We start from the raw sequence: 22135 nt of genomic DNA on the forward strand, positions 1-22135 counted from the left end.
CGTGGGATACGGTGACAATCGTTACAGAGCGGGCGGTGCGCCCGGAGGTGTCGGTAGCTGTATTGATGATGTGGTACTGGTGGGCATCGTCAGGGCCGGCCCGCGTGGCGCGGAGGTAGAAGGCGTAATCCTCGGTGCCCAGCTCCGCGCCATCGACGTCGCCGCCGCGGGCCGGGTGATGCTCAGGGGCAGGCGGCCAGGTCACGGACCAGGCAGGCGCCGCTGCCCTGAGGGCGAGGCGCTCCGGAGCTGGCCGAGCCGTAGGTGCCTTCGCGAACCGCGTTCCGCGATACGACCAGGTAATAGTGATTGCCTGCCGTGGGGGTGAATGTCTTGGTGGTCAATCCCCCGGTGGAGCAGAACGCGGCGGTATGACTGTAGTAAGTGCCGGCGGTGCCTTCGTAGATCTCGTAGTCGCTGGCGCCCGTGCTGCAGGCGCTTCCCCAGGACAGAGTGATGGCGCCCGCCGCGGCGGGGGTCACGGTCAGAGGAATCCCAGGGAGGCTGCTGCCATCGGGTACGCCCCCCGGAGCGGGCACGAAGGCGAAATCGCGCAGCTGGGCCGAGGGGGGCCAGCCGCTCGGTGAGTCGTAGTGATACCAGCTCGAGCCGGTCCAGCCGGCCAGCTGCCCAGGAAGATACTCGGAGCCCGACAGCGTCGTGGGAACGTCGAAGGTCGCCACGAGCACGCCGGCGGAATCCAGCGCCGCGCCCACCAGATTGGACGCGGAGGGAACCCCGGCGGCCGCGGCGTTGAAATAGATCGAAAAGACACCGCCGGAGTAAGCGACCAGATCCGAGCGGCCGTAATCCACGCTCCCGAGACGGATCGGAACGTCGAACGACAGCACGACTTGTCCCGCCGACCCGAGGAACAGGGCGTCGATTCTGGTGCCGGCAGGGATGCCTGCGCCGTTCCCGTTGAGGATCATCGCGAAGCCGGCGGCGCCGTCCCACGAGAAAATGTCGCGCGGCTCGAACGTCGTTGCGCCGAGGGTAACCGGATGGGCGGGCGAGATCAGCCAGATGCCGTCGGGGCGCCGGTGCAAGGCGCCGGCGGCGAACCCGGCCGGAAGCGAAGTTTCCAGAGCATAGGCGCCGCCGCTGCGCAGAAGAATCTGATTGGGGGTGTACGTGGTCGCGCCCAAGCCAGCAGGAACGTCGGTGTCCAGGTAGTAATCGTCGGCTGCAGCGCCGCGCTCAGCCTCCAGCGTCGCCAGGGCCGCGACCAGCGCCAACGCGAGCGTGGCGAGCCTGGCCATCCATCTCAACGATAGGCTCACGGCTGCCTCAGGGGCAGGCGGCGGTGCAGATGTTGCCGCCGCCGTTGGTGATGGGAGCAGCGAACCCGCAGACGTCGGACCCGCCGCCGTTGTTCCGGATCACATTGTTCCGGTAGACATGGGAAAGGGTGTTCACGAAGAACAGCCCGCAGCCCGTGAAGGACAGGATCTGGTTGTCCTCGACCATGGTGCGGGCGCCGTTGCCGACGTTGCCGATCCAGACGCCGGTCTGCGAGCCGCCGGTGACCAGGTTGCGCTCGAGGCGGTTCTCATCGGAATAGGCGCGGATGCCGTAGGGAACGCCCGTGACGGTGTTCTCACGCAGCACGTTGTTCGAGCTGGAAGTGGGAGCTCCGTCCAGCAGGATGCCATTGCTGTTGGCGCCGGTCGTGCCGCTGGCCGTGATGACGTTGCCCTGGACGAGGTTCTTCCCGCCGTCGGAAAGCCAGATGCCGTTCGCATTGCTTGTTTGCGCGAATTTCTTCACCCGGTTGCCCAGGACCTGTCCACCCTCGAGACCGAGGAGATCCATGCCGTGGCCAGCGGCGTCCAGCACGTTGTTGTCGACGATCCGTCCCTGGAACCGGCTGCCGATGATGGAGAGTGCATTGGCACAGCCCTCCAGGCTGTTGCGCTCCACCACCACCTGCTCGGCGGAGGCAATGCTGATGCAGTCGCCCATGGCGAGCCGGACCGTCACGTCCTCGATGCTGAGGCGGACAGGGTTGGTGCCGCTGGAGACGATGCCGTTGGAGTTGGGACTCCCGTCGCCGACAATGCGGCCGTTGCGAATCACGATGCCGCGGGTAGCGGCAGAGGTGGTGACCCTGACCCCGACGGCGTTGGACCCCAGCATGCTGAGGGTATGGCCGTTGAGGTCCACCACGACATCATTCGCGTTGATGTCGATTCCGGTGCCGATGGCCGCGCAGGGCGGGACAGCGAACTGGCCGAAACAGAAATCGCGGGTGACGATGTAGGTGCCGGCCTGAGTGATCGTGGTCGGCCCGTAAATCGGGATGCGTCCTTCATCGGCCAGGACATCGAGCGACGGCAACAGGGTGGTCACGGTCAGCACGGCGAGCAGACACAATACGGCCCGGGACATCGGCAACGGCTTCATGGGGAGAGATCCTCCTGACTTTGTCGTTACTATATACAAAAAATCCCCATGTAATTCGTGTAAATACACAAAAATCGTTGACCTCCGGCTTGTTTGCAGTGTATTAGTGCCCAACCAATTGGGGAGCCCCTGGCTCACCAGCGCGGGCGATGCATGGCTCTGTCGCCTTTCAGGGGCCCTTTCCGATCGTCAGGATAGAGGGGCATCGCGTCGTAGGGAAGACGCAGGGGGGGCATATGTTCGTATGGCGTCGTCGGGTGTCTTTGCTGTCAGCGGGTGCGGCCCTCGTGATGGGGCTGGCGGTCGCACCGGAGCCGTCCCGCGCGGAAGAGTACAGCTCCGCTTCCACGGTGGGCCCCTACGGCCAACCGTTTGCGTCCGATGTGATCGACGAGTTCCACAAGCTGGCCCGCCGGGCCGAGCCGATGGCGGCCTATCGCGCGCTCGGCCACCAGGCCACCGACTGCAAGCATCAGGAGGGGATCACCCGCAAGGACGCGGCGGACGGCACCCCGTACCTGTTCGTCACCAAGTCGGGCAAGGACCCGGGGGTTTTCTGCTTCGTCGACGACGAGCCGGGATATCTCTCCGTGATCCAGATGGGCTCCCGCAAGAAGAACGGCGAGCGGCTGCGCTCGAACCTGATGCCGCTGGACGGCTCCGCGCTCGTGACCCGTCCGCACATCGCATCGCAGGAGGACGTGGTCGTCCAGTCCATTCCGCTGGACGGGCAGCACGGCTTTCCCTCGTACATGCACCCGGGGGGCATGCAGGCCATCGGGGATTTGCTGGTGATCGGGACCGAAGACCCGTTCAACAACAGCACGCTCGCCGGGCACACGATTCTGCTCGTGGACGTGTCCGATCCCGCCAACCCCGTGTACAAGGCTTCCCTCGACATCGAGAACGCGGGTAGCGAGGGGGGTGCCGACCCGGTCGGGCTCACCCTCGTGAAGGACGGCGCCGGCGATCTTCACTACCTGCTCGTGGCCGCGGGAGGGCCCGCCAACAAGCAGGTCCGCTTCTACCGCTCCCCATCGCTGAGCACCGGCGACATCTGGGATCCGAGCGCCTGGTCTCTGGTCGGTCAGTACACCGATATCCAGCTGACGCTTTGCCTGGGCGGCACTTACGTATTGATCAACGGCCAGCTGGTTCCGGTGGGTCCGCATTGGCCGATAGGCACCGGGTTCTTCGACACCGGCCAGCACCAGATGATCAACTTCGTGCGGGAAGGGAACCTCGACGGCCAGCTCTACATGTTCGGTGGGCGGCGGGACGGCGCGATCGTCAACCCGTTCGCGGACGAGTTCCTCGACCTGTACACCGTGAACCTGACGGCGGACGGCATGCCCGACACCTGCCCGATCTCGACCGTCCAGAACGGATTACGCCAGATGGGCGAGACGTCGTGGGGCGAAGCCCTGAACACCGGCAGCTTTTCCGCCGCCTCCGGGATGTACGTGTCGCCGGCCGGTGAGATCATGGTCTACGAGGCGCCGCACGAGAACAGCAACGTCATCCTGTTCGGCGAGTTCCGTTCGGTCAACCTGGTCGACAACGACAGCCCGACGCTCCACCCGACCGCCAGGGTCGACGGCCCCATCGCGGTGGACGAAGGATCGCTCGTCCAGATGATCGGTCACGGCGAGCAGGCCTCGACGAAGGCCTTTGTCTCGCTGTTCCAGGATGACGGCGCCGCCGGAGGCCTGAGCGATCCGGTCTGGTTCCAGGTCGACTACGAGGACTGGGCCGAGCTGGGCTCGGAGAACCTCCAGAACTCCATCAGGTACCTCCTCGACCCCCACGGCAACCCCTTCGTCAGCCACTTGATCTGGGAGAAGGCGAGCTCGTGGCGCTGGTTCGCCCCGACTGGCTGCACGATCGCCGCCACCGACTACCCGATCATCAGCAACAGCTGGCCGGGTCCGGACACCGTGCTGTTGCCGGGTACCGGCCAGGTGGAGGTCGAACCCGACCTCGACAACCTGGCGACCTGGTTGCCGGAGGGTGAGACCTGGAAGTGGTCGCCGGTGCCGGGGGGTGTGGACCCGACGTATGTCGACTACGACAACGACATCGAGGGCATCTCCTTCACCAAGCCGATCCCGTTCGGCGACTCCGCGCTCAAGCAGCTGGGTTGCGACAACTACTACCACGCCACGATCGGTCTCGGGTGGGACCTCGACAACAACGGGTCGTTCGAGACGACGGGTGCCACGGCTTACTTCAGTGCCACGCAGCTGGACGGGCCGGACACCCGGACCGTCGGTGCCCGGGCCCAGCACCCGACCGACACGTCCGATCTTGGCATCGGGACGGCGTTCACTTTCCCGGTCTCGGTGCGCAACGTGCCGCCCGTGATTACCTTGGCGACCGTGCAAGATTGGCTGGGCCATGATTTGACCTTGTCGTCGGCGTTCGCGCTGCCGGGTCAGCCGGTATCGCTCGCCGTGGATTTCACCGACCCGGGCCGCCCGGACACCCAGACGGCATTGGTGGACTGGAACGACGGCACGACGAACACGACCTTCCAGACCTTCACCGACGCGTTCGGAGGTGCCGTCGGTCACCTGCGCCAGACGCATGCGTTCACGGCCCCCGGCACCTACGCGATCGTGGCCACCATCACCGACGACGACCTCGGCGCGACCCCGGTCACGAAAACGATCAAGGTGGTCACGTTGAAGGAGGCGCTCGCGCTGCTCGCCGATCAGCTGACCCAGATGATCGCAAACGCCGCGAACGCCGACATCGCCACGGCGCTGCGCGAGGCACGCGACGATCTGATCGGCAACCACGGCGGAGTGCCGCCCAAGAACGGCGCGCTGGACAAGCTCGACGGCAACGACCCGCTCGCCGCGATCACCAAGGTGCAGTCGGCGATCTCGTTCCTGGTCCAGGCCGAGTCCTCCGGTGCGGGGGACCTGACCGCCCTGAAAGACATGCTGGGGCTGGTCGCGGAGGGCATCGCCACCGACCTGTACCTGAGCGCCAGGGCGAAATTCCCGAATCCGAGTCCCGGACAGGTGAAGACCCTCGCGACGATTGCGGCGCTGCTCGCGCAGGGGCACCAGCAGCTGGTCGCGCATCAGTACCCGGCTGCCTGCGGCAGTTTCGCGCAGGCGGCTTCCAAGGCACTGAACATGCTGAAGTGAGGTGGTCGGATTGAACCGGGCACCCGAGCGGCGGCCGGCCGCCGCTCGGGAGGAGGGGGCGGGGTTGCGGTAAAACAAGGCGAGTCCTTGTTGTCGGGAAGGCCGGGGGGTGGATGGTGTCTCTACCGCGATTTTGAAGTAAGTGCGCTAGTGTTCGCGACCTTATTCCTTTCGAAGTATTTCGCCTCGGCACGGTTCACTTCTGGATCGCTTCTCCCCAGCCCTTACAAGACCCGTGGTCGGAGCTCATGAGATCGCTCGGCGAAAAAGGCTCTCTCGTCTCATCTGAGTCCTCCCTCAGTTTCGAAAAAGTCCTTGTGGTCCTCACGCCGGAAAGCGGCTCTTTTCGGCCGCATGGACTTTGGCCGAAGCGGATTTTGACCACAAGAGATTTTTCGAGCCGCTGAGAGGCTCAGCACGAATGGCCATGTCGCCATCGCTTTTCTCGAGGCGCGAGCTGCTCTCAGAAGCCGTCCGATGACGGAACAGAAGCTCTTTGCGGGCCCGCCGATTCAGGGCCACATATCGCAAAGCAAATAAACGCGCGAACACCAGCGCAAATCCCCCAAAATCGCGCGCGAGGTACCCTCCCCTCCCCTTCGCTTCCTGAGCAGCGCGGGGCGGCACCCACCCCAGACCTTTGCCGCCGATTTACTTCTGGGTCGGCGTCCGGCCGATGTGAGACGCCTGGATGTTGCCGCCGTCGATTGCCTGCTCGGCGGTCTGCGTCCCCGTCCAGCTGCTCGAGAACCACAGCCCGCCGTTCTTGTTCCACACCGTGATGGCGATGCTGTCGGAGCCGGCTTCCGGCTCGCCTCGATCGGTCATCGCCACCTGCAGGGTGGCGTTCCCGTCGATCGAGATCGGGGCCAGCGGATTGGTGATGTCGCGAAAGGGTTTTCTACGAGGCAGGGGTCAGCTGCCGCTCTTGGCGGCGGGAGATTTCGCGGACTTCGCGGCCAGGGACGATTTATCGCGCCCCAGCTTGAACGCGCGTAGCTGGATCGGATGGGCGTCGGAGTCTCCCTCGCGAACGTGATAGAGGTGGTCCATCTGCAAGCCCTGGATCACTTGCCGCGTTCCCGAGCCCGGCCAAAGGATCTCCACGGACACGATGTCGTCGGCCTGGCGGAGGCCGATCTGCTGCCGGAGCGGCGAGGCACCGAAGCTGCCGCCGCTGCGCACCGTATCGTAGATCATCCGCTCCCCGCCGTACGGTTCCCGGGTCACCACTTTGATCCTGGCTCCGATGCCGGGACGGTTCGCCTTGACCCCTTCCAGCTGCAGAGTGAGCCAGTGATTGCCGTGCCCCGGGTTCTCGAACAGCGCGTTGCGGAAGTGGTCCGCCTCGTAGGCGCCGCCCACGACGGCATAGACGTCTTCGTCGCCGTCGTTGTCCAGATCGGCGAAAGCGACCCCGTGGCCCTTCTGGAGGTGGCCGAAGCCGCCCGAAGTGGTAACGTCCTGAAAGAACCTCCCTCCCGCATTGCGGAACATACGGTTGGGAACGAGCATCCCGAGATCGGGATTGCCCGTCCCGGCGTAGAAGTCGAGCCAGCCGTCGTTGTCGAGGTCGCCGTAATTCGAGCCCATCGTCAGCAGCACATGGTTCAAGTGCGCCTCCTGGGTGACGTTCGCGAAAGTCCCGTCGCCGTTGTTATGGTAGAGGCGAGGCGGCTCTCCCTGGTGCGGCAGTCCCAGATAGTCGGCCGCCACATCCCCGACATCCTTCACCCTGTACCCGGAGACGAACAGGTCCTCCCAGCCATCGTTGTCGTAGTCGAAGAACCAGGTGGGAAAGCTGGCGATCGGCTCGGTGACGCCGGCGGCAACCGCCACGTCGGTGAACTTCCAGGCGCACGCCGGGGCGCCCTTGGTACCCGTCGAGCCGACTGCCGGACCATCGTTTCGATACAGGCGGTTCGGCTCGCCCAGGATGGAGAGATAGAGGTCCGGGCGGCCATCATTATTATAGTCGGAGCTCGCGACCCCCTTGACGAGCGCGGGGGTGGCGACACCCGCCTCCTCCGCGCATTCGGTGAACGTCCCGTTGCGGTTGTTGTGGTACAGCTCGTTCGGGTTGACGTCTTCCTTGGTGGACTCGTTGCCGATGAACAGGTCGAGCCAGCCGTCGCCGTCGAAGTCGAACCACGTCGCGGTCTGGGTCGGATGAAGGCTCAGCACGCCGGCCTGCTCGGTCACGTCGGTGAACGTGCCGTCGCCGTTGTTGTGGAGAAGGGAGTTGGGGTAGTGCCCTTCGGAGCCCATCCAGCCGCCCCGCAGCACCAGCACGTCGGGGTGGCCGTCGTTGTCGAAGTCGGTCTGCTCGATGTTGAGCCCCCCCACCAGGCCGGTGAGCCGCGCCTCGGTGGTGCGCTCGGTGAAGGTGCCGTCGGCGTTGCTGTGGAAAAGGCGAAGCTGTGAGTTCAGCCCCATGGCCGAGACCATGATGTCCAGGTAGCCGTCGCCGTCGAAGTCGTCGACGATGGATCCTCCGGCCAGGTCGTCCACGTCCAGCCCGAGATCACCCGCCACGTCGGGATAGCTGCCGATGTCGTAATCCGACTTGAAGAGGTCGGGCGCCAGGAGCCAGCGCTTCGGCACCTTCGCCGGGTATTCCCCCAGCGTCATATAGGCCACGTTCAGCAGCCAGCGGGCCCTCAGGTTGTCGGGGTTCGTAGCGAGCAGCTCGGAGAGAATCACCGTGGCCGCGCGCGACCCCTCCTGCATCAGGTGCACGCCCTCGCCGCGGATGGGGAATATGCAGGAACGGCGGTTGTGGTGCATCGTGCAGTTCGCTTCCTCGGCCTGCCTCAGCCGCGCGACCGCCTGTTGCATGCGGATGTCGATCCAGATCGGCGAGGTCGGGTCGGTCCCTTTCTCCCGGGCCATGGTTTCGAGGCGATCGAGCATCTCGATCGCCTCGCTGGTCCTCCCGGCGTTGAGAAGCTCGACCGAGAGGTCCCTCATTTCCTTCGGAGTCGTCTGGCCGCGCTGCTGGATGCTCACTTCCAGGAGCCGGGCTCGCGCGGTGTTCATGAACAGATTCCCCAGAGGGTCGGACTGGGCGGTGACGCTTCTGAGCAGCGACGCCATGTGCCGCGAGCCGTCCTGAAAATGCGGGCGGAGCGGCGTGGAAGGGAATTGGGCGGAGGCCTGGCACCGAAGAACGGTGCCGGCAATGAGGATGATGGGGAAAAGCTTCCGCAAGGGAAGAAAAATGCAGTGATTCGCCGACCGAACCATTGGCATTCTCCCGGAGAGGGCCTGACTGCTGTGACCAGCCAATCCGAGGGCCGAGCAATGCTGATGCCACCCGGAAACCGGTACCTGGCGCGCCTTCCAATCGTTTGAGCCGAGAATGAATACGGAGGAACGGGTGAGGCGGTTTCCTTCAGCGGGGGTTCATCGAAAAACATACGCTGCATGATCGCAGCATGCGCTTTATGAAGGTCTCCTGAAGCATGCGAGTCCCGCGCCTCGGTGACCTAAGTCACCCAAGGAACATCGACAGCGGTCCGCTCGGAGTCACGAGGCGGGCCCATCGGCAATCGAGAATCCGACGGGGATCGCCTCCGGGGCCGACTCGAAGCGATAGCCGGCGCCGTGCACCGACACGATGCGCCATCCCTCGGGGCCGAGGTGCTTGCGCAGGCGGGCGACGTGCGCATCGATGGTACGCAGCCTAATCGACCGCGCGCCCCTGGCGGACCAGATCCGCTCGCGCAGGTAGTGGCGGCGCAGCGTCCGCCCGCTCAGGCTCATCAGCTCCCGCAGCAAGGCCATCTCCAGCGGGGTGAGCAGCGCCCGCCGGCCTCCGACGGTGGCCAGCTGCCGGTCGAGATCCAGCTCGATCTCCCCGGCGCGCAGCACGCCGCTGCGTCGCGGGCCGCCCCGCCGGATCAGCGCTTTGACACGGGCGGTGAACTCGTCCAGGCCGAAGGGGCGCGTGATGAAATCGGTCGCGCCCACCTCGAAGCCCTGCACCTTGTCGCGCTCCGGGACTTCCTCGCTGAGGATCATCACGGGCAGGTGCGCGGTGCGCCGATCGGCGCGCAGGCGACGGCAGACCTCGAGAGCGTCGACCTCGGGCAGGGCCCGCTCCAGCAGGACGACCTCGGGCCGTGTCGCCGCGACCGAGGGCACCGCTTCAGGTCCATTGTCGATGATGGTGACCGCGAAGCCTTCTTCCGATAGACGGTTTTGCAGAAGGTCCGCGATCTCGGGTCGGTCTTCAACCAGGAGAATTCGTTTGCTCATCCGGCTTCGCCCTCCGGGGAGGCATCGCCGGCACACGACGATGCACGTGGGTTTCCTCCAGATGACCGGGTCCGCGGGAGCACCCGCGGGAGGGGCCTCCTGCGGGACCGCCCTGTCATTTTGCTGCGATTTGCTGCAGGGGGCAAATGGCGGGCCGGATGTCGTTGTGTTGCAGTTCTGTTGCGGCGATCTTTCAGAAGAGGTGGGCGGACGCCCGCGGGTTGGCTAAGATGCGAATTGCCCGGTCCCAAATCGTATTGAGGAGGTCCGACATGCCTCAGGTATTCTCCGACCTCGGTGTGACCGACGATCGCAGGCTGCACGAGCGCGCCGATTCATCCCACTCGAAACTCGACGAGATCAAGAGAAAGAGCATGGAGATGTACGGGAACACCAAAGACTGGGCGCAGCACAATCCGGGGAAGATCCTCCTGGGCACCTTGGCGACCGGCATCCTGGTCGGAGTATTCCTCGGTCGATCACGGCGATGAAGCCCGGGAAGCGAGGCTAACCCGATCCCGGGATCGTGTTCCCTTCAGGTGAGCATCTCAAAAAGGAGGTGACCGATGAGCATCCGCACGCGGCTCCGAGCAGTGGTCCTGATGGCTGCCCTCGCGATGACCGGGGTTGGTGGCCTCGTGTTGCTGGCGTCGCGCCCGGTCGAAGCAGCGCGCTGCTGTTGGGTCATGGTCTGTTCTCCTTACGGCTGCTGGGAGGAGTGCCGGACCTGCCCGAAGACCCCCTGACCCTGGAAACTCCGCATGAGGGGGGGAACGGCGAGAATGGTGCCCGCTCCGGGCACCATTCTCGTTTGTTCGGGATCGATTCCCGTCCTTCAGTTTGTCGGGGACACGGTCAGCACCGCCAGGTGATCGATCGTCACCGTATCGAGATTGCCCTTGTTGGCCTGCGAATTGGTGTCTCTCACGAAAATGTAGAGGGTACTGGCCGAGTTGAGCGTGAAAGTGCCGGAATCGGTTCCTCCGGCGACCTCGTTCGCCGAGCTGATGACCGCTCCCGTGATGTCGGTCTGGGTTCCGTTCTGAGAAGTGCCCCAACGGAACTTGAAATTGTCGCCGTCGGTGTTGTCGGGCCGCGACCCCTTGAAGTGCAGCTTGTAGGTTCCGGCGGGGAAGCTGCCGAAATTATAGAAACGATTGAGCGAGGAGCTGGTGCCGGCGGCTCCCTCCTTCAACGTTTCCCGCTGCACCGGAGTCTCATCGGGGCCTTGCGTGTCCAGATAGCTGCCCAAAAAGATTGTACCCAACCCTCCCGAAGGTAATCCCTCGGCGGTCGCAACGGACGCCTTCAGAGGAATGAGGTAAAGGCGGTCGATCGACAACACATCGGACTGATTGTCGTTCGACTGGGCGCTGTCGACGACCTTGACGCAGAAGGCTTGCGTGCCGGACGCGAGGACGCCAGCCAATCTTTCCACAGGCGTGTCGTTGTCCGTCGTCGACGAGAGGGTGAAGGTTGAGCCGCTTTCGCTGCCGGTGCAGGTTCCCGTAGTCGAAACACCGACGGTAAAGATGAAATTGTCCGACGTCTGCATACCCCCGTCGGTCTTCTTCCCCTCGATACGCAGCTTGTAGGTCACGCCGGGAGTGGCGCCGGTGAACGTCCAGATGAGGCTCAGCTTCTTCTTGTTCGTCACCCCGCTCTCGGTGAAGACTTCGTAGGTATCGTCGAGCGAGCCGGCCTTCAGGTCGCTCACCGAGCCGAAAGTCAGGACGCCGCTGATGGGAGTCCCCTGGGTGCCGACATCATTCCGCACGGCGCATTCGAAATCCCGGACCGGATCGGTGCAGCTGATCGTTCCTTCGAACAGGCCTCCTCCCTGCGTCGTGGCGTAGAGCCGCTGAAAATTGTTCTGGGAAAAGAACAACTTCATGCCGGGAAAGAAGTGCGATAGGCCGTTATTGGCAAGCAGGGTCCAGGTTTCTCCACCGTCGATGCTCTTCCAGGTCCCTGGATCCTGATGCTGCATGTTCTGTTGATTGAAGGGAGCCGCCTGTGGGGCGAGCGCATAGAGAATCGAGCTGTCCTTCTGGGAAATGACGATGCCGTCCATGGACATCGTCGTCAGGACTTTCGTCCAGTCCCATCTCCAGATGCTTCCATCCCAGATCCACTTGGCCTTGTGTATGCCGCCATGCACGAGAGGCGTCGGCGGGTTGGCGTCCGGATAGCTGGTCGTCACAAACAGGGTATTGGGACCGTCGGGCAGCAGCCAGGAAACGTTCTCTCCCTCCATCGCAGAAGGAGAGATCTTTTTCCACGTATCTCCAAGATTGCCTGGAGGAACCGTGCGGCTCTCCCACACTCCCGTCTCTGCGGCCGTGGGGACCGGAGCGTCTAGCCCACGTGCTGGGAGACCGCCGGAAACGAAGAGCTTCTTGTCGCTTGGCTCGAAGGCGATGCGCGCCGTCTTCCAATAGAGCGGCGGAGCCGGCGTCCACCCCGACGTCAGGTGCTCCCATGCAGTGCTGGCGGCGCTCGCCAGCTTGTACACTCCGTCGTTAAGAACGGCGGCGAAGAAGGCCCCGGTGTCGTCCTGGACGAAATTGATGCCACCCCCGTCCCCAAGCGTATCCAGATCCCCCAAGGGAGCCCACGTCCATGGGTCCCCTCCCGTCTGATTCGGGTGGAAATCTCCCCGGATGATGCCGACGGTGTCGCTTCCGCCGCCGAACTCTCCACCAGACGCCGCCACGTAGATCGTGTCCCAATCACTTGGATCGACCAGCATGTCAGTGGGGGATTGCCCCTTAACAGGCTGGGAAAGGAGCGCCCATGCATTGTTGCCGGCGGCCTTATTGGCGACTGCCGCCGCGAAGGATTCCCCCTGGTCGAAGCTGGACATCAGGCGATTGTCCCGATCGCCGTAGAAGAGCCGCTCCGGCATGTTAGCTTCGGTCGGCCAGGTCAGGACGGAGAGGGCAAGGATGTCGTTGGTGTCTCCACGCGTCTTCCAGGCCCCGATGGGCGGTTCGGGCGGCACGGGACTCTCCATCAGGTCGGAGGTGAGCTCCGTCCATTGAGCCCCACCGTCCCGCGTCACGTATTTCCCGTTTGGATTTCCGAAATAAAGTGTTTCGTGACCGGATCCACTCCCGATAGCGAGATCCCAGATGTCGTATCCGTTGAGCGTCCTCTCATAATAGGGGCGGGTCGCATCTTCGTATTCGGGACAGTCGACCGGGCAGGTGTACTTCGTCTCGCCGGATTCGCAGACGTTTAACGCGGGAGGGTTCGGTCGGCGATTCCCGCAACAGGGGGAGGATGAGCAATCCGTGGGGCAAGTGACGCAATCCTCCCCTCTTCCCGAACAAACATTGTCCCCGCAGGAGGGCGCCGAAAGGATGCCGTCCAGGACGTTGTCCCTGTACGCTGACCGGGTCGTGAGATCCCAGCTCGTGCCCCCGTCCGTGGTCTTCCAGACTCCTCCGCTGTCCGCCAGCAGAGGGTTTGGGTAGCTCGACGAAGGTCCCCCCACGAAGTTGGGTCCCGTGCTCACGTAGATCGTGCCGGCCGAGGTTGGATCGACAACGATGTTTCGATAGTTGACCCAGGTGGTTTCCGGGGCGGACCCTCCCACTCGTGGGAGCCTTCCGACAGGTGGGGTCTCCGAGAAACCCTCCTGAACCAGCTCGACATCATCGATCCAGGTAGTCCCTACGGATCCTGCGGAGCAATTGGCGTCCACCTCGAAAATCACGTAGGCGGCGCCATCGAGAGGTCGAATGCGCGTCTCGAAATAGCGCCAGCCGCCGTTAACATTGGAGTCGTAGCTCAGGTTGGTGTCGTTCCAGAGGAGCGAGCGGGCCTGCGTGGGATCGAGAGGCCAATAGAGGAGCTGCTGCTGCGCGTCGAAATAATTGGCTCGGCCGTCGAAGGGTTGCTCACAGGAAGTGTAGCTGGCCTTCGCCCAGCCCGAGGCCCGATAGATCTTGCCTCCCTCGATGGGAAGAAGGGGGCTGTAGACCGGGGCCCCCGCCCCGCCTCCCGGTCCTCCCGAGACGATCTTGAGCGCGCAAGCGCTGTTGCGACCCACGCCGCCGCATTCGCGTGAGACGTTGGAATTAGGCGAGGACCATTGGTCGGGAAGGGGTGGAATACCGGCCGTCTCGAACCCGGGGTTGGGCAGGAGGTTCGTTCCCGCGTCCGTGCCGTTGATCGCCGTCCAGCAATGACCCCATCCCGCAGGGCAGCTCGGGTTGCTCTTGTAGACGCCCCCGTTCCAGGTCTCGATCCGCGACCAGCCCGTGCCGTCCTTGGTCCTTCGGGTGCCCAGAGTCATGTAGGTGACCGCACTGGCCGGGTGAACCACCATGTCGTTGCAATCGTCGTAGGGCAGGTCGGTCGTCACACTCGTCCAGTTCGAGCCGTTCCAGCTGCCGTTGTAAGTGCTCTCGAAAAGACCCCAGCGGGTGCAGGCAATCATGTGGCTCGAGTTGCCCGGGTCGAACACCAGCTGGACGCGAGCACCATTATCGAAGCAACACGTAGCCGCGGTATCTCCGCAATCCGGAGTGCATGTGGCACCCGGAATTTCCGAGCTTTCGATGGCGCAGGTGCTCTCCAGTCCGCAAGCACTGCGATAGATGGTGGGCGGCTTCACGAGATAGACAATGTCATGGTTCGCGGGATCGATGGCCCCGCTCAGCCAGCTATTGGGCAAGTGCGGAGTGACCTTCTCGGTCCAGGTATCTCCTGCGTCCATGCTCTTCATGGTGTCCATATAGACGGTGGTGCCGTTCGGATCCCAGACGAATCCCTGGACTCCGTAGGCGGCATGGCGGTTGGGATCAGTCAAGGCATTGTTCCGCATCTTCCACGTCAAACCTCCATCCGTGGACCGGAAGATGCCGCCCACGTCCGAGCCCATCAGAACGATGTCCGGATTGGTCGGGCTCACGGCGACGGAGAACATGTTGCCTCCGCCTCCGCGCCCTCGGGTCTTCCATTTGACGGCGTCGGAGGCACCGGCGCCGGGAGGAAGCAATACGGCGAGAAGGACCACCACAGCGGCAAGCAGAGACACCCGGAATCTGAAGTACTTCATCGGGACCTCCACAGATGTTGACTGGGGGGTGAAATGGAATGGGGCGACGAGCGAACGGGATCGGGATGAAGGAGCGCAAGGACAGGGAGTGCCTGCATAAAGCTCCCTATCCCCTCTCCCCCATGCGAGGGGTGGAACTTCAGTTTTTCGGGACGGTGGACGCTACATCTCGCCGTCGTCGGGTGTCAAGGAATTGTTTGGGGTCCAATTAATGCCTGGGAAGCCTGGTGGCCGAACGAAGCTTTCGTTGGTAGGGTGAGAGCACGAGACTGGCCGGCTGCAGACCGGCCTCACCGGTGAGGATGGAATGAGAGTCCTGCTGCATTGGCTGTTGAGCGCGCTGGCGATGCTGCTGGTGGCGCACTTCGTGCCGGGATTCGTGGTGACGGGATTCGTTCCCGCGCTGTTCGCGGCGCTGATCTATGGGCTCATCAATGCCACGCTCGGCCTGATCCTGAAGATCCTCACCTTCCCGCTTTCGATCGTGACCTTCGGGCTTTTCCTGCTGGTGATCAATGCGCTGATGCTGCAGTTTGCGGCGGCAATTCTGCCCGGTATCGCTGTGCAAGGTTTCCTGCCGGCGTTCCTGGCGGCGCTCCTGCTGGCGATTCTCGGGATGATCATCCGCGGCGTGCTGCGCCACGACCGCCGCGAGCCGATTGAGCGCTGACACAGCTTTTGGCGACGGGCGCAGAAACGGTTCCTGCCCTCCCGAGACCCTCCCGTCTTGCTCCGGGGATCAATATGATGGCCCCCGCCTATGGGGTTGCACCATTTCCACCCTCGCCAAATTCCTGCGGCCAACACCGTAAGTCATGCGTTCTTGACATCTTGCGACACTATTTCGTCAGCTGAATCGGCGAACCTATCGGCGACACCGCGTATGCCGGGGTCGACTGGGATTTCACCATTCAGTCATGGCTTGCCTGGCCGAATGGTGGTACGTTTCCAATAACTTTTCCCACACGTCCATCGCAGGTTTTCGAGCTCCGGCTTCCCGGCAACAGGCGCTCGAGAGGGGGTTTCGATGAGACACCGACTGAGCTTCGCGCTGGCCCTGGCATCCATCCTGGTCTTTGCGGCGTCCGCATCGCAGGCGAGAGAGCTTTCCTTTCAAGAGCGGGTCAAGGCCCAGGAAGCGATCGAGAGGGTCTACTTCTCACACCAGATCGGGACGAAAACAGCTTTCGATCAGGCGGTGCCGAAAGAGCTCCTTGAAAACAAGGTTCAAACCTACCTGAAGCAATCGGTGGCGTTGGAAAGGATCTGGCATTCGCCGGTGACGGCCGAGGCGCTCAGCGCCGAGCTGGACCGGATCGCCCGCAACACGCGCTTCCCCGACCGGCTCCAGGAGATCTACGCGGCGCTGGGGAACGATCCCTTCCTCATTCAGGAGTGCTTCGCCCGGCCGGCGCTCGTGGATCGACTCACGCGCAGCTTCTTCGCGGCGGATGAAGGCATCCATCCGGCATCCGACGGTTTCGATCCCCAGGAAGCGCGCCCGGTAGCCTCGAGCGCGGCCTCACTTCCCCAGCCTTCGGTGGAAGCGAGCACCACCAGCTGCGATCCCGACGACGCCTGGGTCAATGGGAGCCTGGACGATTTTCCCGACGCCAGGAGCCAGAACACCGCGGTCTGGACAGGAAGTTTGATGCTGATCTGGGGAGGGGTTTCCACGGCCCAGAGTACGTCTCAAAGCGTCCTGGGGCATCAAGGGTGGCGGTACGATCCGCTGATCGATTCCTGGAGCCGGATGTCGCTGGTCAATGCGCCGCAGGATCGCAGGGGGCACACGGCCATTTGGACCGGAAACGTCATGGTCGTCTGGGGCGGAATTGCCGGAAGTGTGGTGAATACGGGAGGCCGATACGACCCTGTCGCCGATTCGTGGTCGCCGACTTCGCTGGCGGGCGCCCCCTCGGCACGGTCGGGACACAGCGCGGTCTGGTCCGGCAGCCGGATGATCGTCTACGGCGGCACCGCGCCGAGCGGCTCTCCTTCTCCCAACTTCTTCAGCACCGGCGGACGCTACGATCCCGTGACCGACACCTGGACGCCCACCTCGGTGCCCACTTTCTTCCATCCGGATCGCGCCGGCCACACGGCGGTCTGGACCGGCACGGAGATGATCGTCTGGGGAGGCTACTACATTCCGCCCAACGTACCGCAGGGAATCTTCGGCCTCAATTCGGGAGGCCGCTACAACCCCGCCACGGATACCTGGATTGATACACCGCCGGTCTCGTTCGCTCAATCGGAGCGTGCCCACCACTCAGCCGTCTGGACCGGCAGCGAGATGATCATCTGGGGCGGCGTGTTCTATTCCTTCGATCCGTTTCGTGCACAGACGACTCTCATCGACCTCAACACCGGTCTGCGCTTCAAACCCTCCAACAACACCTGGACTGCCACGCTGGCGGACGGCACCGCACCACAGGCGCGCGGAGATCACACGGCGATCTGGGACGGTTCGCGCATGATCGTCTGGGGCGGCGGGAACCAGCAAGGGTTCGACATGCCCGGCACCAAACTGTACAACCCCGTCAACGACGCTTGGACCACCTCCAGCGCTTCCTTCGAGCCGTTTCGCCGCGGCGGGCACACTGCCGTCTGGACCGGCAGCCAGATGATCGTCTGGGGAGGTTCCTACAACTCCGGAGGGCGCTACCATCCCGCCTCCGATACCTGGACGCCGACGGCCCAGTCGGCGGGGGCTGCGCGGGCGGGCAACACGGCGGTCTGGACAGGGACCCAGATGATCGTCTGGGGCGGAAGAACACCGATTCCAGGCAATCCTCCAGCCCTGACGAATACCGGGGATCGCTACGACCCTTTGATCGATCAGTGGTCTCCTATCAGCAGCATCGGAGCGCCGTCGGTACGATCCTTTGCCACAGCGGTTTGGACCGGCCAGCTGATGATCGTCTGGGGCGGCGGCCCGGCTGACGGAGGCCGCTACGATCCGGTGGCTGATGCCTGGTCTCCCACCTCGCTCGTCAACTCACCTGAGTCACGGGGAGGCCACACGGCGGTCTGGACCGGCAGCAGGATGGTGATCTGGGGAGGAAACGGCGCCTCCGGCTTTTTGCAGACGGGGAGCCAATACGACCCGGCGACGAACAGCTGGACACCCACTTCGACCGTGCAAGCTCCCTCGAGGCGAGCGTCCCATAGTGCCGTCTGGACCGGCCAGGAAATGATCGTCTGGGGAGGAGGCAACGAGACCGGCTTAGGCTTCGCCGACGGAGGTCGCTACGATCCGGTGGCCGATCATTGGAGCAATGTCCAGTCGACGGGAGCGCCGGCGGCACGAAGTTCCCACACCGCCGTCTGGACCGGTAGCGAAATGATCGTGTGGGGGGGCAATGCTCCGGGTATCGCACTGAGCACGGGGGGTCGGTACGATCCGGCCAGCGACAGTTGGGCGCCGACCTCTGATACCGGCGCTCCGTCGGCTCGCGCTGGCCATTCTTCGATCTGGACGGGCAATCGGATGATCGTGTGGGGGGGACAGACTCTGACGGGAGCCCTTTTCGACACCGGCGGCATCTACAATCCCGCGGTGGATGACTGGGCGCCGACCTCGCAGGTCGACGCTCCCCTGGCGCGCTCCAACTATTCGGCCGTCTGGACCGGAACCCAGATGCTGGTCTGGGGCGGGGGTCTCGATACCGGTGGACGCTATGTGCTCACGGGACTGACCGATCTCGACCATGACGGCTTCAGCGCCTGCGAAGGCGACTGCAACGACGCCGATGCGTCGATCCATCCGGGAGCGACCGAAGTGTGCGACGGAGTCGACCAGGACTGCAACCAGGTTGTCGACGACGGGGGCGACACCCTGTGCGACGACGGGAACGGCTGCACCCAGGATCAGTGCACTGGCGCGGCGGGCTGCTCCCACCCGAACAGCCCCAACGGCTCGGCGTGCTCGGACGCCAACGCCTGCACCCAGGTCGACGCCTGCCAGGCCGGCGTTTGCGTCGGAGCGGACCCGGTGACCTGCTCGTCACCGGACATCTGCAGCGCCTTCGGGACCTGCAATCCAGCGGATGGAACCTGCTCGTTCACCCAGGCACCCGACGGCACGAGCTGCGATGACGGCAACCCCTGCAGCTCTCCCGACGCCTGTCTCTCAGGAGTGTGCCACGGCACCGTTACGCCCCTGGGGATCTCGGTTTCCCTCAGTCCGACGACCCTTAAGAATGCCGGGCACAAGATGGTGACGGTCGTCGCGACCGTGAATGCCGTCACCTCATGCGCCGGCGGTCCCAGCGTGACGCTCCTGTCCGTCACCAGCGACGAGCCGGACGATGCACCCGGACCGTCCGACGGGCACACCATCAACGACATCCAGGGAGCCGCCCTCGGAACGGCCGACTTCCAGTTCCAGGTGCGGGCGGAGTCCGACCGCAACGGCGACGGCCGGACCTACACCGTGACCTATCAGGCGACCGATTCCTCGGGCGCCACGGCGAGCGCCTCGGCGACTGTCGTTGTAGCTGCCAAGGGAAACAAGACGCGCACACTGGCGGAAACGGCTCCAAAGCCGCGTGGCGGACCGCCTGGGCGGGACTGAATCTGTCAGAAAGCACGAAGGCGTCCCGAGCTATCGAGCTGGGACGCCTTCGCCGTCCTGGAAACCTGATCCGGCCGCCATCGTGGCGCCGGTCGGATGGGGCTATTTCCGGATGACCTCGTCCCCGGGCGCCGGGATGTGCTCGAGCAGATCGAGACGCCAGGCCGTGGTGATGTAGTCGTCCACGAGAGCGAACCGGCCCGCCGCCTTGGCGTCGAGCTTCTGGCTGAGAATCCCGAAGTACTTCAAGCGCAGGTCGGTGTTCTTCTTCTGCAAGGCGCCCATCTCGTTCACGACCTTCCCAATCCCCGCATCGTCGATCCCCTTGGCGCCTGTGTACATGTCGACGTATTCCTTGGCCAGATCCAGGCGGGCCGAGGTGATCGCCCCCTTCTCCTTCTCGTAGTCAGCATAGACGGACCAGAAGGTCTCGAGCTGCTGGGCCGAAAGCTTGCTCATGGCGGCGCCGAAGAGCTTGCGGCGCTCGTCGCTCAACGCCATCTTGAAACGCTCCAGATCGTTGTAGGACTCGGCGTCGACCGCGGCGCCGGAGGCAGGTTGCGGGGCGGCAGCCTCGGGACGCGCGAATGCGGCTCCGACGGCGAGGGGGAGCAGCAGGAGCATGAGAGCTTTCTTCATGACGGGACCTCCTTTGGGGGCGAAGCGCAGAGCTGAAGCGTGGAAACGGGTGCATGGTAGCTGCTTCCATCGAGAGGGGTCAAGGCGCGGTGCACCAATGGCTTTTGCCATCCTTTCGACAATTTCCCAGCGGGCAGGCATCTCCCTCCCCGTCCTCCGCCTCCAGACGACGCGATCCGCCTATCTTCCGGCGGAACAACTCGATTTCATGGAAAGGCTTGTGACCCAGGACACTGAGGTCGCGCGCGGCTTGGCACAGCCTATGCCTTAGGAGAAGCCGTCATCAACGGCTCGCGACTCGGGTGAGAGGAGGAAACCATGAAAGGTATCCGGCAGGTTGTCACGTGTCTGTGTCTCGCAACGACGTTATCGGTCCCATCGCTGGCGCTGTCCGGGGAGGTTTGCCGGGGGGATGAGAGCGGCAAGGCCGCTGTGGTCCAGCCTCAATCAAAGCTGCATCTCGCGCAGCTGAGAGAAATGCAGGGGTGGAGTCCTGAGGCGATGGCCTCGTCCCCATCGCCCGCCTTGCAATCCGCCGACTCCCAGACCGCCGACCCGCAGGCGGTCCAGACGCAGACCACCGAAAAGAAGAAATGGTCCACGGCCAAGAAGACCTGGGTCATCGTGGGGAGCGTGGTGGGCGCCGCCCTGATCGTTGCCGCGGTCAGCAACTCGGGCGGAGGCGGCGGCGGAGGAGGTGGCTACTGAACCGCGGCGAGCAGGGCGCGCGCACGATCCTCGACGCGGTCGAAGGCGCCGGCGGCGAGCTCTTCGGGCACGAACAAGGCGTGATTGAAGCCTAGACCGAAGGCGCCTGCGTCGAGCCAGGCCCGGGCGTTGGTGGCATCGAGCCCGTTGGTGGGGACGATGCGCAGGAACGGCATCGGCGCCAGGCAGGCGCGCACGAAGGCGGGGCCGGTGCCGGGAGCCGGGAACAGCTTCTGGAGCGGGGCTCCGGCCCGGTAGGCGGCCAGCATCTCCGTCGGCGTGTGGCAGCCGGGAATCATTGCGACGCCCAGCGAGACGGCGGCCTCGATGACGAGCGGATCCATCACGGGCGACACCAGGAACTTCGCGCCTCGGTCGACCGAGGCGCGCGCCTGCTCGACGGTCAGGACGGTGCCGGCCCCGACGATCAGATCCGGCCTCCGGGCGAACTCTTCCACCCGGTCGAGCGCCCCGGGGATGGTCAGCGTGAATTCGATGATGCGGAAGCCGCCGCGGACGGCCGCCTCCATGGCGGGCGCCGCCGTCTCCGCCTTCGGGCACCGCAGAATGGCGGAGGCTTTCGCCTTCCCCAGCCGCTCGATGAAGGTGGCGGTTTCCATCTAGCCCTTCAGCTCCAACTCTCCTTCGATCTCCACCGGCAGGTTGAACGGCAGCTCCGCCATGCCGACGGCGCTGCGGCTGTGCGCCCCGACCTCGGGGCCGAACAGCTCCAGGATGAGATCGGAGAAACCGTTGATGACCCCCGGCTGCTTCTGGAAGCCGGGAGCGGATGCCACCATGCCGAAGACGCGGCCCCAGGCGGCGATGCGATCGAGATCGCCCAGTGTCCGCTGCAGGCTGCCCAGGATCGACAGCGCCGTGAGACGCGCCGCTCCATAACCGTGTTCCAACGACACCTCGGCACCCACCTTGCCGAACGGGGGCACGAAGCCGCCATCCGGACCCTGCGGCCCGTGTCCCGAGATCAAGGCCCTTCTTCCGAGGATGCGCACCGACTGGAACGGCAGAACGACGCCCTGCGGAAATTTCGTGGCCGGCGGCAGGACCAGTCCCATAGCGGAGATCTTCTTCTCGATGACCGACATCGCACCTCCGATTCGCTCTGGCAGGATGGCGAACTCTAGCATCGGCCGGGGCACTCGCACAATCTCTCCAGAGTGAGCCGCGCCTGATGGAGAGATGGACTCCTCGATAGGAAGGCCGCTGTGAAGGACTGCCTCCAAGGTGCCCGCACCGTTCTGCCTTGGTTACGAGCTACGCCCCACAAACCAGCGAATAACTCATTGAGGACATGCG

General features: G+C 64.2%; 15 protein-coding genes. 5 read left to right on the top strand and 10 right to left on the bottom strand.

Annotated features, from left to right (window positions below; all coding sequences use genetic code 11):
- The 3 genes from VFW45_16765 to VFW45_16775 form a co-directional block, all read right to left on the bottom strand.
- A partial coding sequence (locus VFW45_16765) for a hypothetical protein (GenBank protein ID HEU5182440.1) occupies nucleotides 1–205 on the bottom strand: 205 nt, incomplete at its 3' end.
- Nucleotides 183–1271, bottom strand: a complete 1089-nt coding sequence (locus tag VFW45_16770; protein ID HEU5182441.1) for a hypothetical protein — start codon at nucleotides 1269–1271, stop codon at nucleotides 183–185. The genes VFW45_16770 and VFW45_16765, both read right to left, overlap by 23 nt.
- 19 nt (nucleotides 1272–1290) lie before the next feature.
- A complete protein-coding gene (locus VFW45_16775; GenBank protein ID HEU5182442.1) occupies nucleotides 1291–2406 on the bottom strand; it encodes a right-handed parallel beta-helix repeat-containing protein in 1116 nt (371 codons plus the stop codon).
- A gap of 257 nt (nucleotides 2407–2663) precedes the next feature.
- Between VFW45_16775 and VFW45_16780 the strand changes: the two genes are divergently transcribed.
- Nucleotides 2664–5564 (top strand): hypothetical protein, encoded by a 2901-nt coding sequence (locus tag VFW45_16780; protein HEU5182443.1) that lies wholly within the window; start codon nucleotides 2664–2666, stop codon nucleotides 5562–5564.
- A 651-nt stretch (nucleotides 5565–6215) separates the two neighbouring features.
- Here VFW45_16780 and VFW45_16785 read toward each other — a convergent pair.
- From VFW45_16785 to VFW45_16795, 3 genes are all read right to left on the bottom strand, one after another.
- Entirely contained in the window at nucleotides 6216–6392 is a 177-nt protein-coding gene (locus VFW45_16785; GenBank protein ID HEU5182444.1) for a hypothetical protein, read from the bottom strand.
- 87 nt (nucleotides 6393–6479) lie between these two features.
- Nucleotides 6480–8660 (bottom strand): CRTAC1 family protein, encoded by a 2181-nt coding sequence (locus tag VFW45_16790; protein ID HEU5182445.1) that lies wholly within the window; start codon nucleotides 8658–8660, stop codon nucleotides 6480–6482.
- 432 nt (nucleotides 8661–9092) lie between these two features.
- A complete protein-coding gene (locus tag VFW45_16795) occupies nucleotides 9093–9824 on the bottom strand; it encodes a response regulator transcription factor (protein ID HEU5182446.1) in 732 nt (243 codons plus the stop codon).
- Nucleotides 9825–10096: 272 nt separating this feature from the next.
- On the opposite strand from VFW45_16795, the gene VFW45_16800 reads away from it, so the two are divergent.
- Nucleotides 10097–10315, top strand: coding sequence for a hypothetical protein (locus VFW45_16800; GenBank protein ID HEU5182447.1), 219 nt, complete (start codon nucleotides 10097–10099; stop codon nucleotides 10313–10315).
- A 344-nt stretch (nucleotides 10316–10659) separates the two neighbouring features.
- Here the strand turns inward: VFW45_16800 and VFW45_16805 are convergent, their stop codons facing one another.
- Nucleotides 10660–14892, bottom strand: coding sequence for a hypothetical protein (locus VFW45_16805; protein ID HEU5182448.1), 4233 nt, complete (start codon nucleotides 14890–14892; stop codon nucleotides 10660–10662).
- Between the two features lie 307 nt (nucleotides 14893–15199).
- On the opposite strand from VFW45_16805, the gene VFW45_16810 reads away from it, so the two are divergent.
- Nucleotides 15200–15562, top strand: coding sequence for a phage holin family protein (locus tag VFW45_16810; protein ID HEU5182449.1), 363 nt, complete (start codon nucleotides 15200–15202; stop codon nucleotides 15560–15562).
- Between the two features lie 357 nt (nucleotides 15563–15919).
- Entirely contained in the window at nucleotides 15920–19471 is a 3552-nt protein-coding gene (locus VFW45_16815; GenBank protein HEU5182450.1) for a MopE-related protein, read from the top strand.
- A gap of 102 nt (nucleotides 19472–19573) precedes the next feature.
- Here VFW45_16815 and VFW45_16820 read toward each other — a convergent pair whose 3' ends face one another.
- Nucleotides 19574–20110: a hypothetical protein gene (locus VFW45_16820; GenBank protein HEU5182451.1), complete on the bottom strand. Its 537-nt coding sequence runs from the start codon at nucleotides 20108–20110 to the stop codon at nucleotides 19574–19576.
- A 501-nt stretch (nucleotides 20111–20611) separates the two neighbouring features.
- Here VFW45_16820 and VFW45_16825 point away from each other — a divergent pair.
- Nucleotides 20612–20818, top strand: coding sequence for a hypothetical protein (locus VFW45_16825; GenBank protein HEU5182452.1), 207 nt, complete (start codon nucleotides 20612–20614; stop codon nucleotides 20816–20818).
- Here VFW45_16825 and VFW45_16830 read toward each other — a convergent pair.
- Complete coding sequence (locus tag VFW45_16830; protein HEU5182453.1) at nucleotides 20812–21438, bottom strand: bifunctional 4-hydroxy-2-oxoglutarate aldolase/2-dehydro-3-deoxy-phosphogluconate aldolase; 627 nt, start codon at nucleotides 21436–21438, stop codon at nucleotides 20812–20814. The two genes, VFW45_16825 and VFW45_16830, sit on opposite strands and share 7 nt — an antisense overlap.
- Nucleotides 21439–21924, bottom strand: a complete 486-nt coding sequence (locus VFW45_16835) for a RidA family protein (GenBank protein ID HEU5182454.1) — start codon at nucleotides 21922–21924, stop codon at nucleotides 21439–21441.
- Nucleotides 21925–22135 lie beyond the last annotated feature (211 nt).

It is taken from the genome of Candidatus Polarisedimenticolia bacterium (assembly GCA_035764505.1).
GTDB lineage: Bacteria > Acidobacteriota > Polarisedimenticolia > Gp22-AA2 > AA152 > AA152.

Excerpts from the sequence above, each read along its gene's own strand:
- VFW45_16775 (HEU5182442.1), bottom strand. The coding sequence starts at position 2,406 with ATGAAGCCGTTGCCGATGTCCCGGGCCGTATTGTGTCTGCTCGCCGTG.
- VFW45_16785 (HEU5182444.1), bottom strand. The coding sequence starts at position 6,392 with ATGACCGATCGAGGCGAGCCGGAAGCCGGCTCCGACAGCATCGCCATC.
- VFW45_16790 (HEU5182445.1), bottom strand. The coding sequence starts at position 8,660 with ATGGCGTCGCTGCTCAGAAGCGTCACCGCCCAGTCCGACCCTCTGGGG.
- VFW45_16795 (HEU5182446.1), bottom strand. The coding sequence starts at position 9,824 with ATGAGCAAACGAATTCTCCTGGTTGAAGACCGACCCGAGATCGCGGAC.
- VFW45_16800 (HEU5182447.1), top strand. The coding sequence starts at position 10,097 with ATGCCTCAGGTATTCTCCGACCTCGGTGTGACCGACGATCGCAGGCTG.
- VFW45_16805 (HEU5182448.1), bottom strand. The coding sequence starts at position 14,892 with ATGAAGTACTTCAGATTCCGGGTGTCTCTGCTTGCCGCTGTGGTGGTC.
- VFW45_16810 (HEU5182449.1), top strand. The coding sequence starts at position 15,200 with ATGAGAGTCCTGCTGCATTGGCTGTTGAGCGCGCTGGCGATGCTGCTG.
- VFW45_16815 (HEU5182450.1), top strand. The coding sequence starts at position 15,920 with ATGAGACACCGACTGAGCTTCGCGCTGGCCCTGGCATCCATCCTGGTC.
- VFW45_16820 (HEU5182451.1), bottom strand. The coding sequence starts at position 20,110 with ATGAAGAAAGCTCTCATGCTCCTGCTGCTCCCCCTCGCCGTCGGAGCC.
- VFW45_16825 (HEU5182452.1), top strand. The coding sequence starts at position 20,612 with ATGGCCTCGTCCCCATCGCCCGCCTTGCAATCCGCCGACTCCCAGACC.
- VFW45_16830 (HEU5182453.1), bottom strand. The coding sequence starts at position 21,438 with ATGGAAACCGCCACCTTCATCGAGCGGCTGGGGAAGGCGAAAGCCTCC.
- VFW45_16835 (HEU5182454.1), bottom strand. The coding sequence starts at position 21,924 with ATGTCGGTCATCGAGAAGAAGATCTCCGCTATGGGACTGGTCCTGCCG.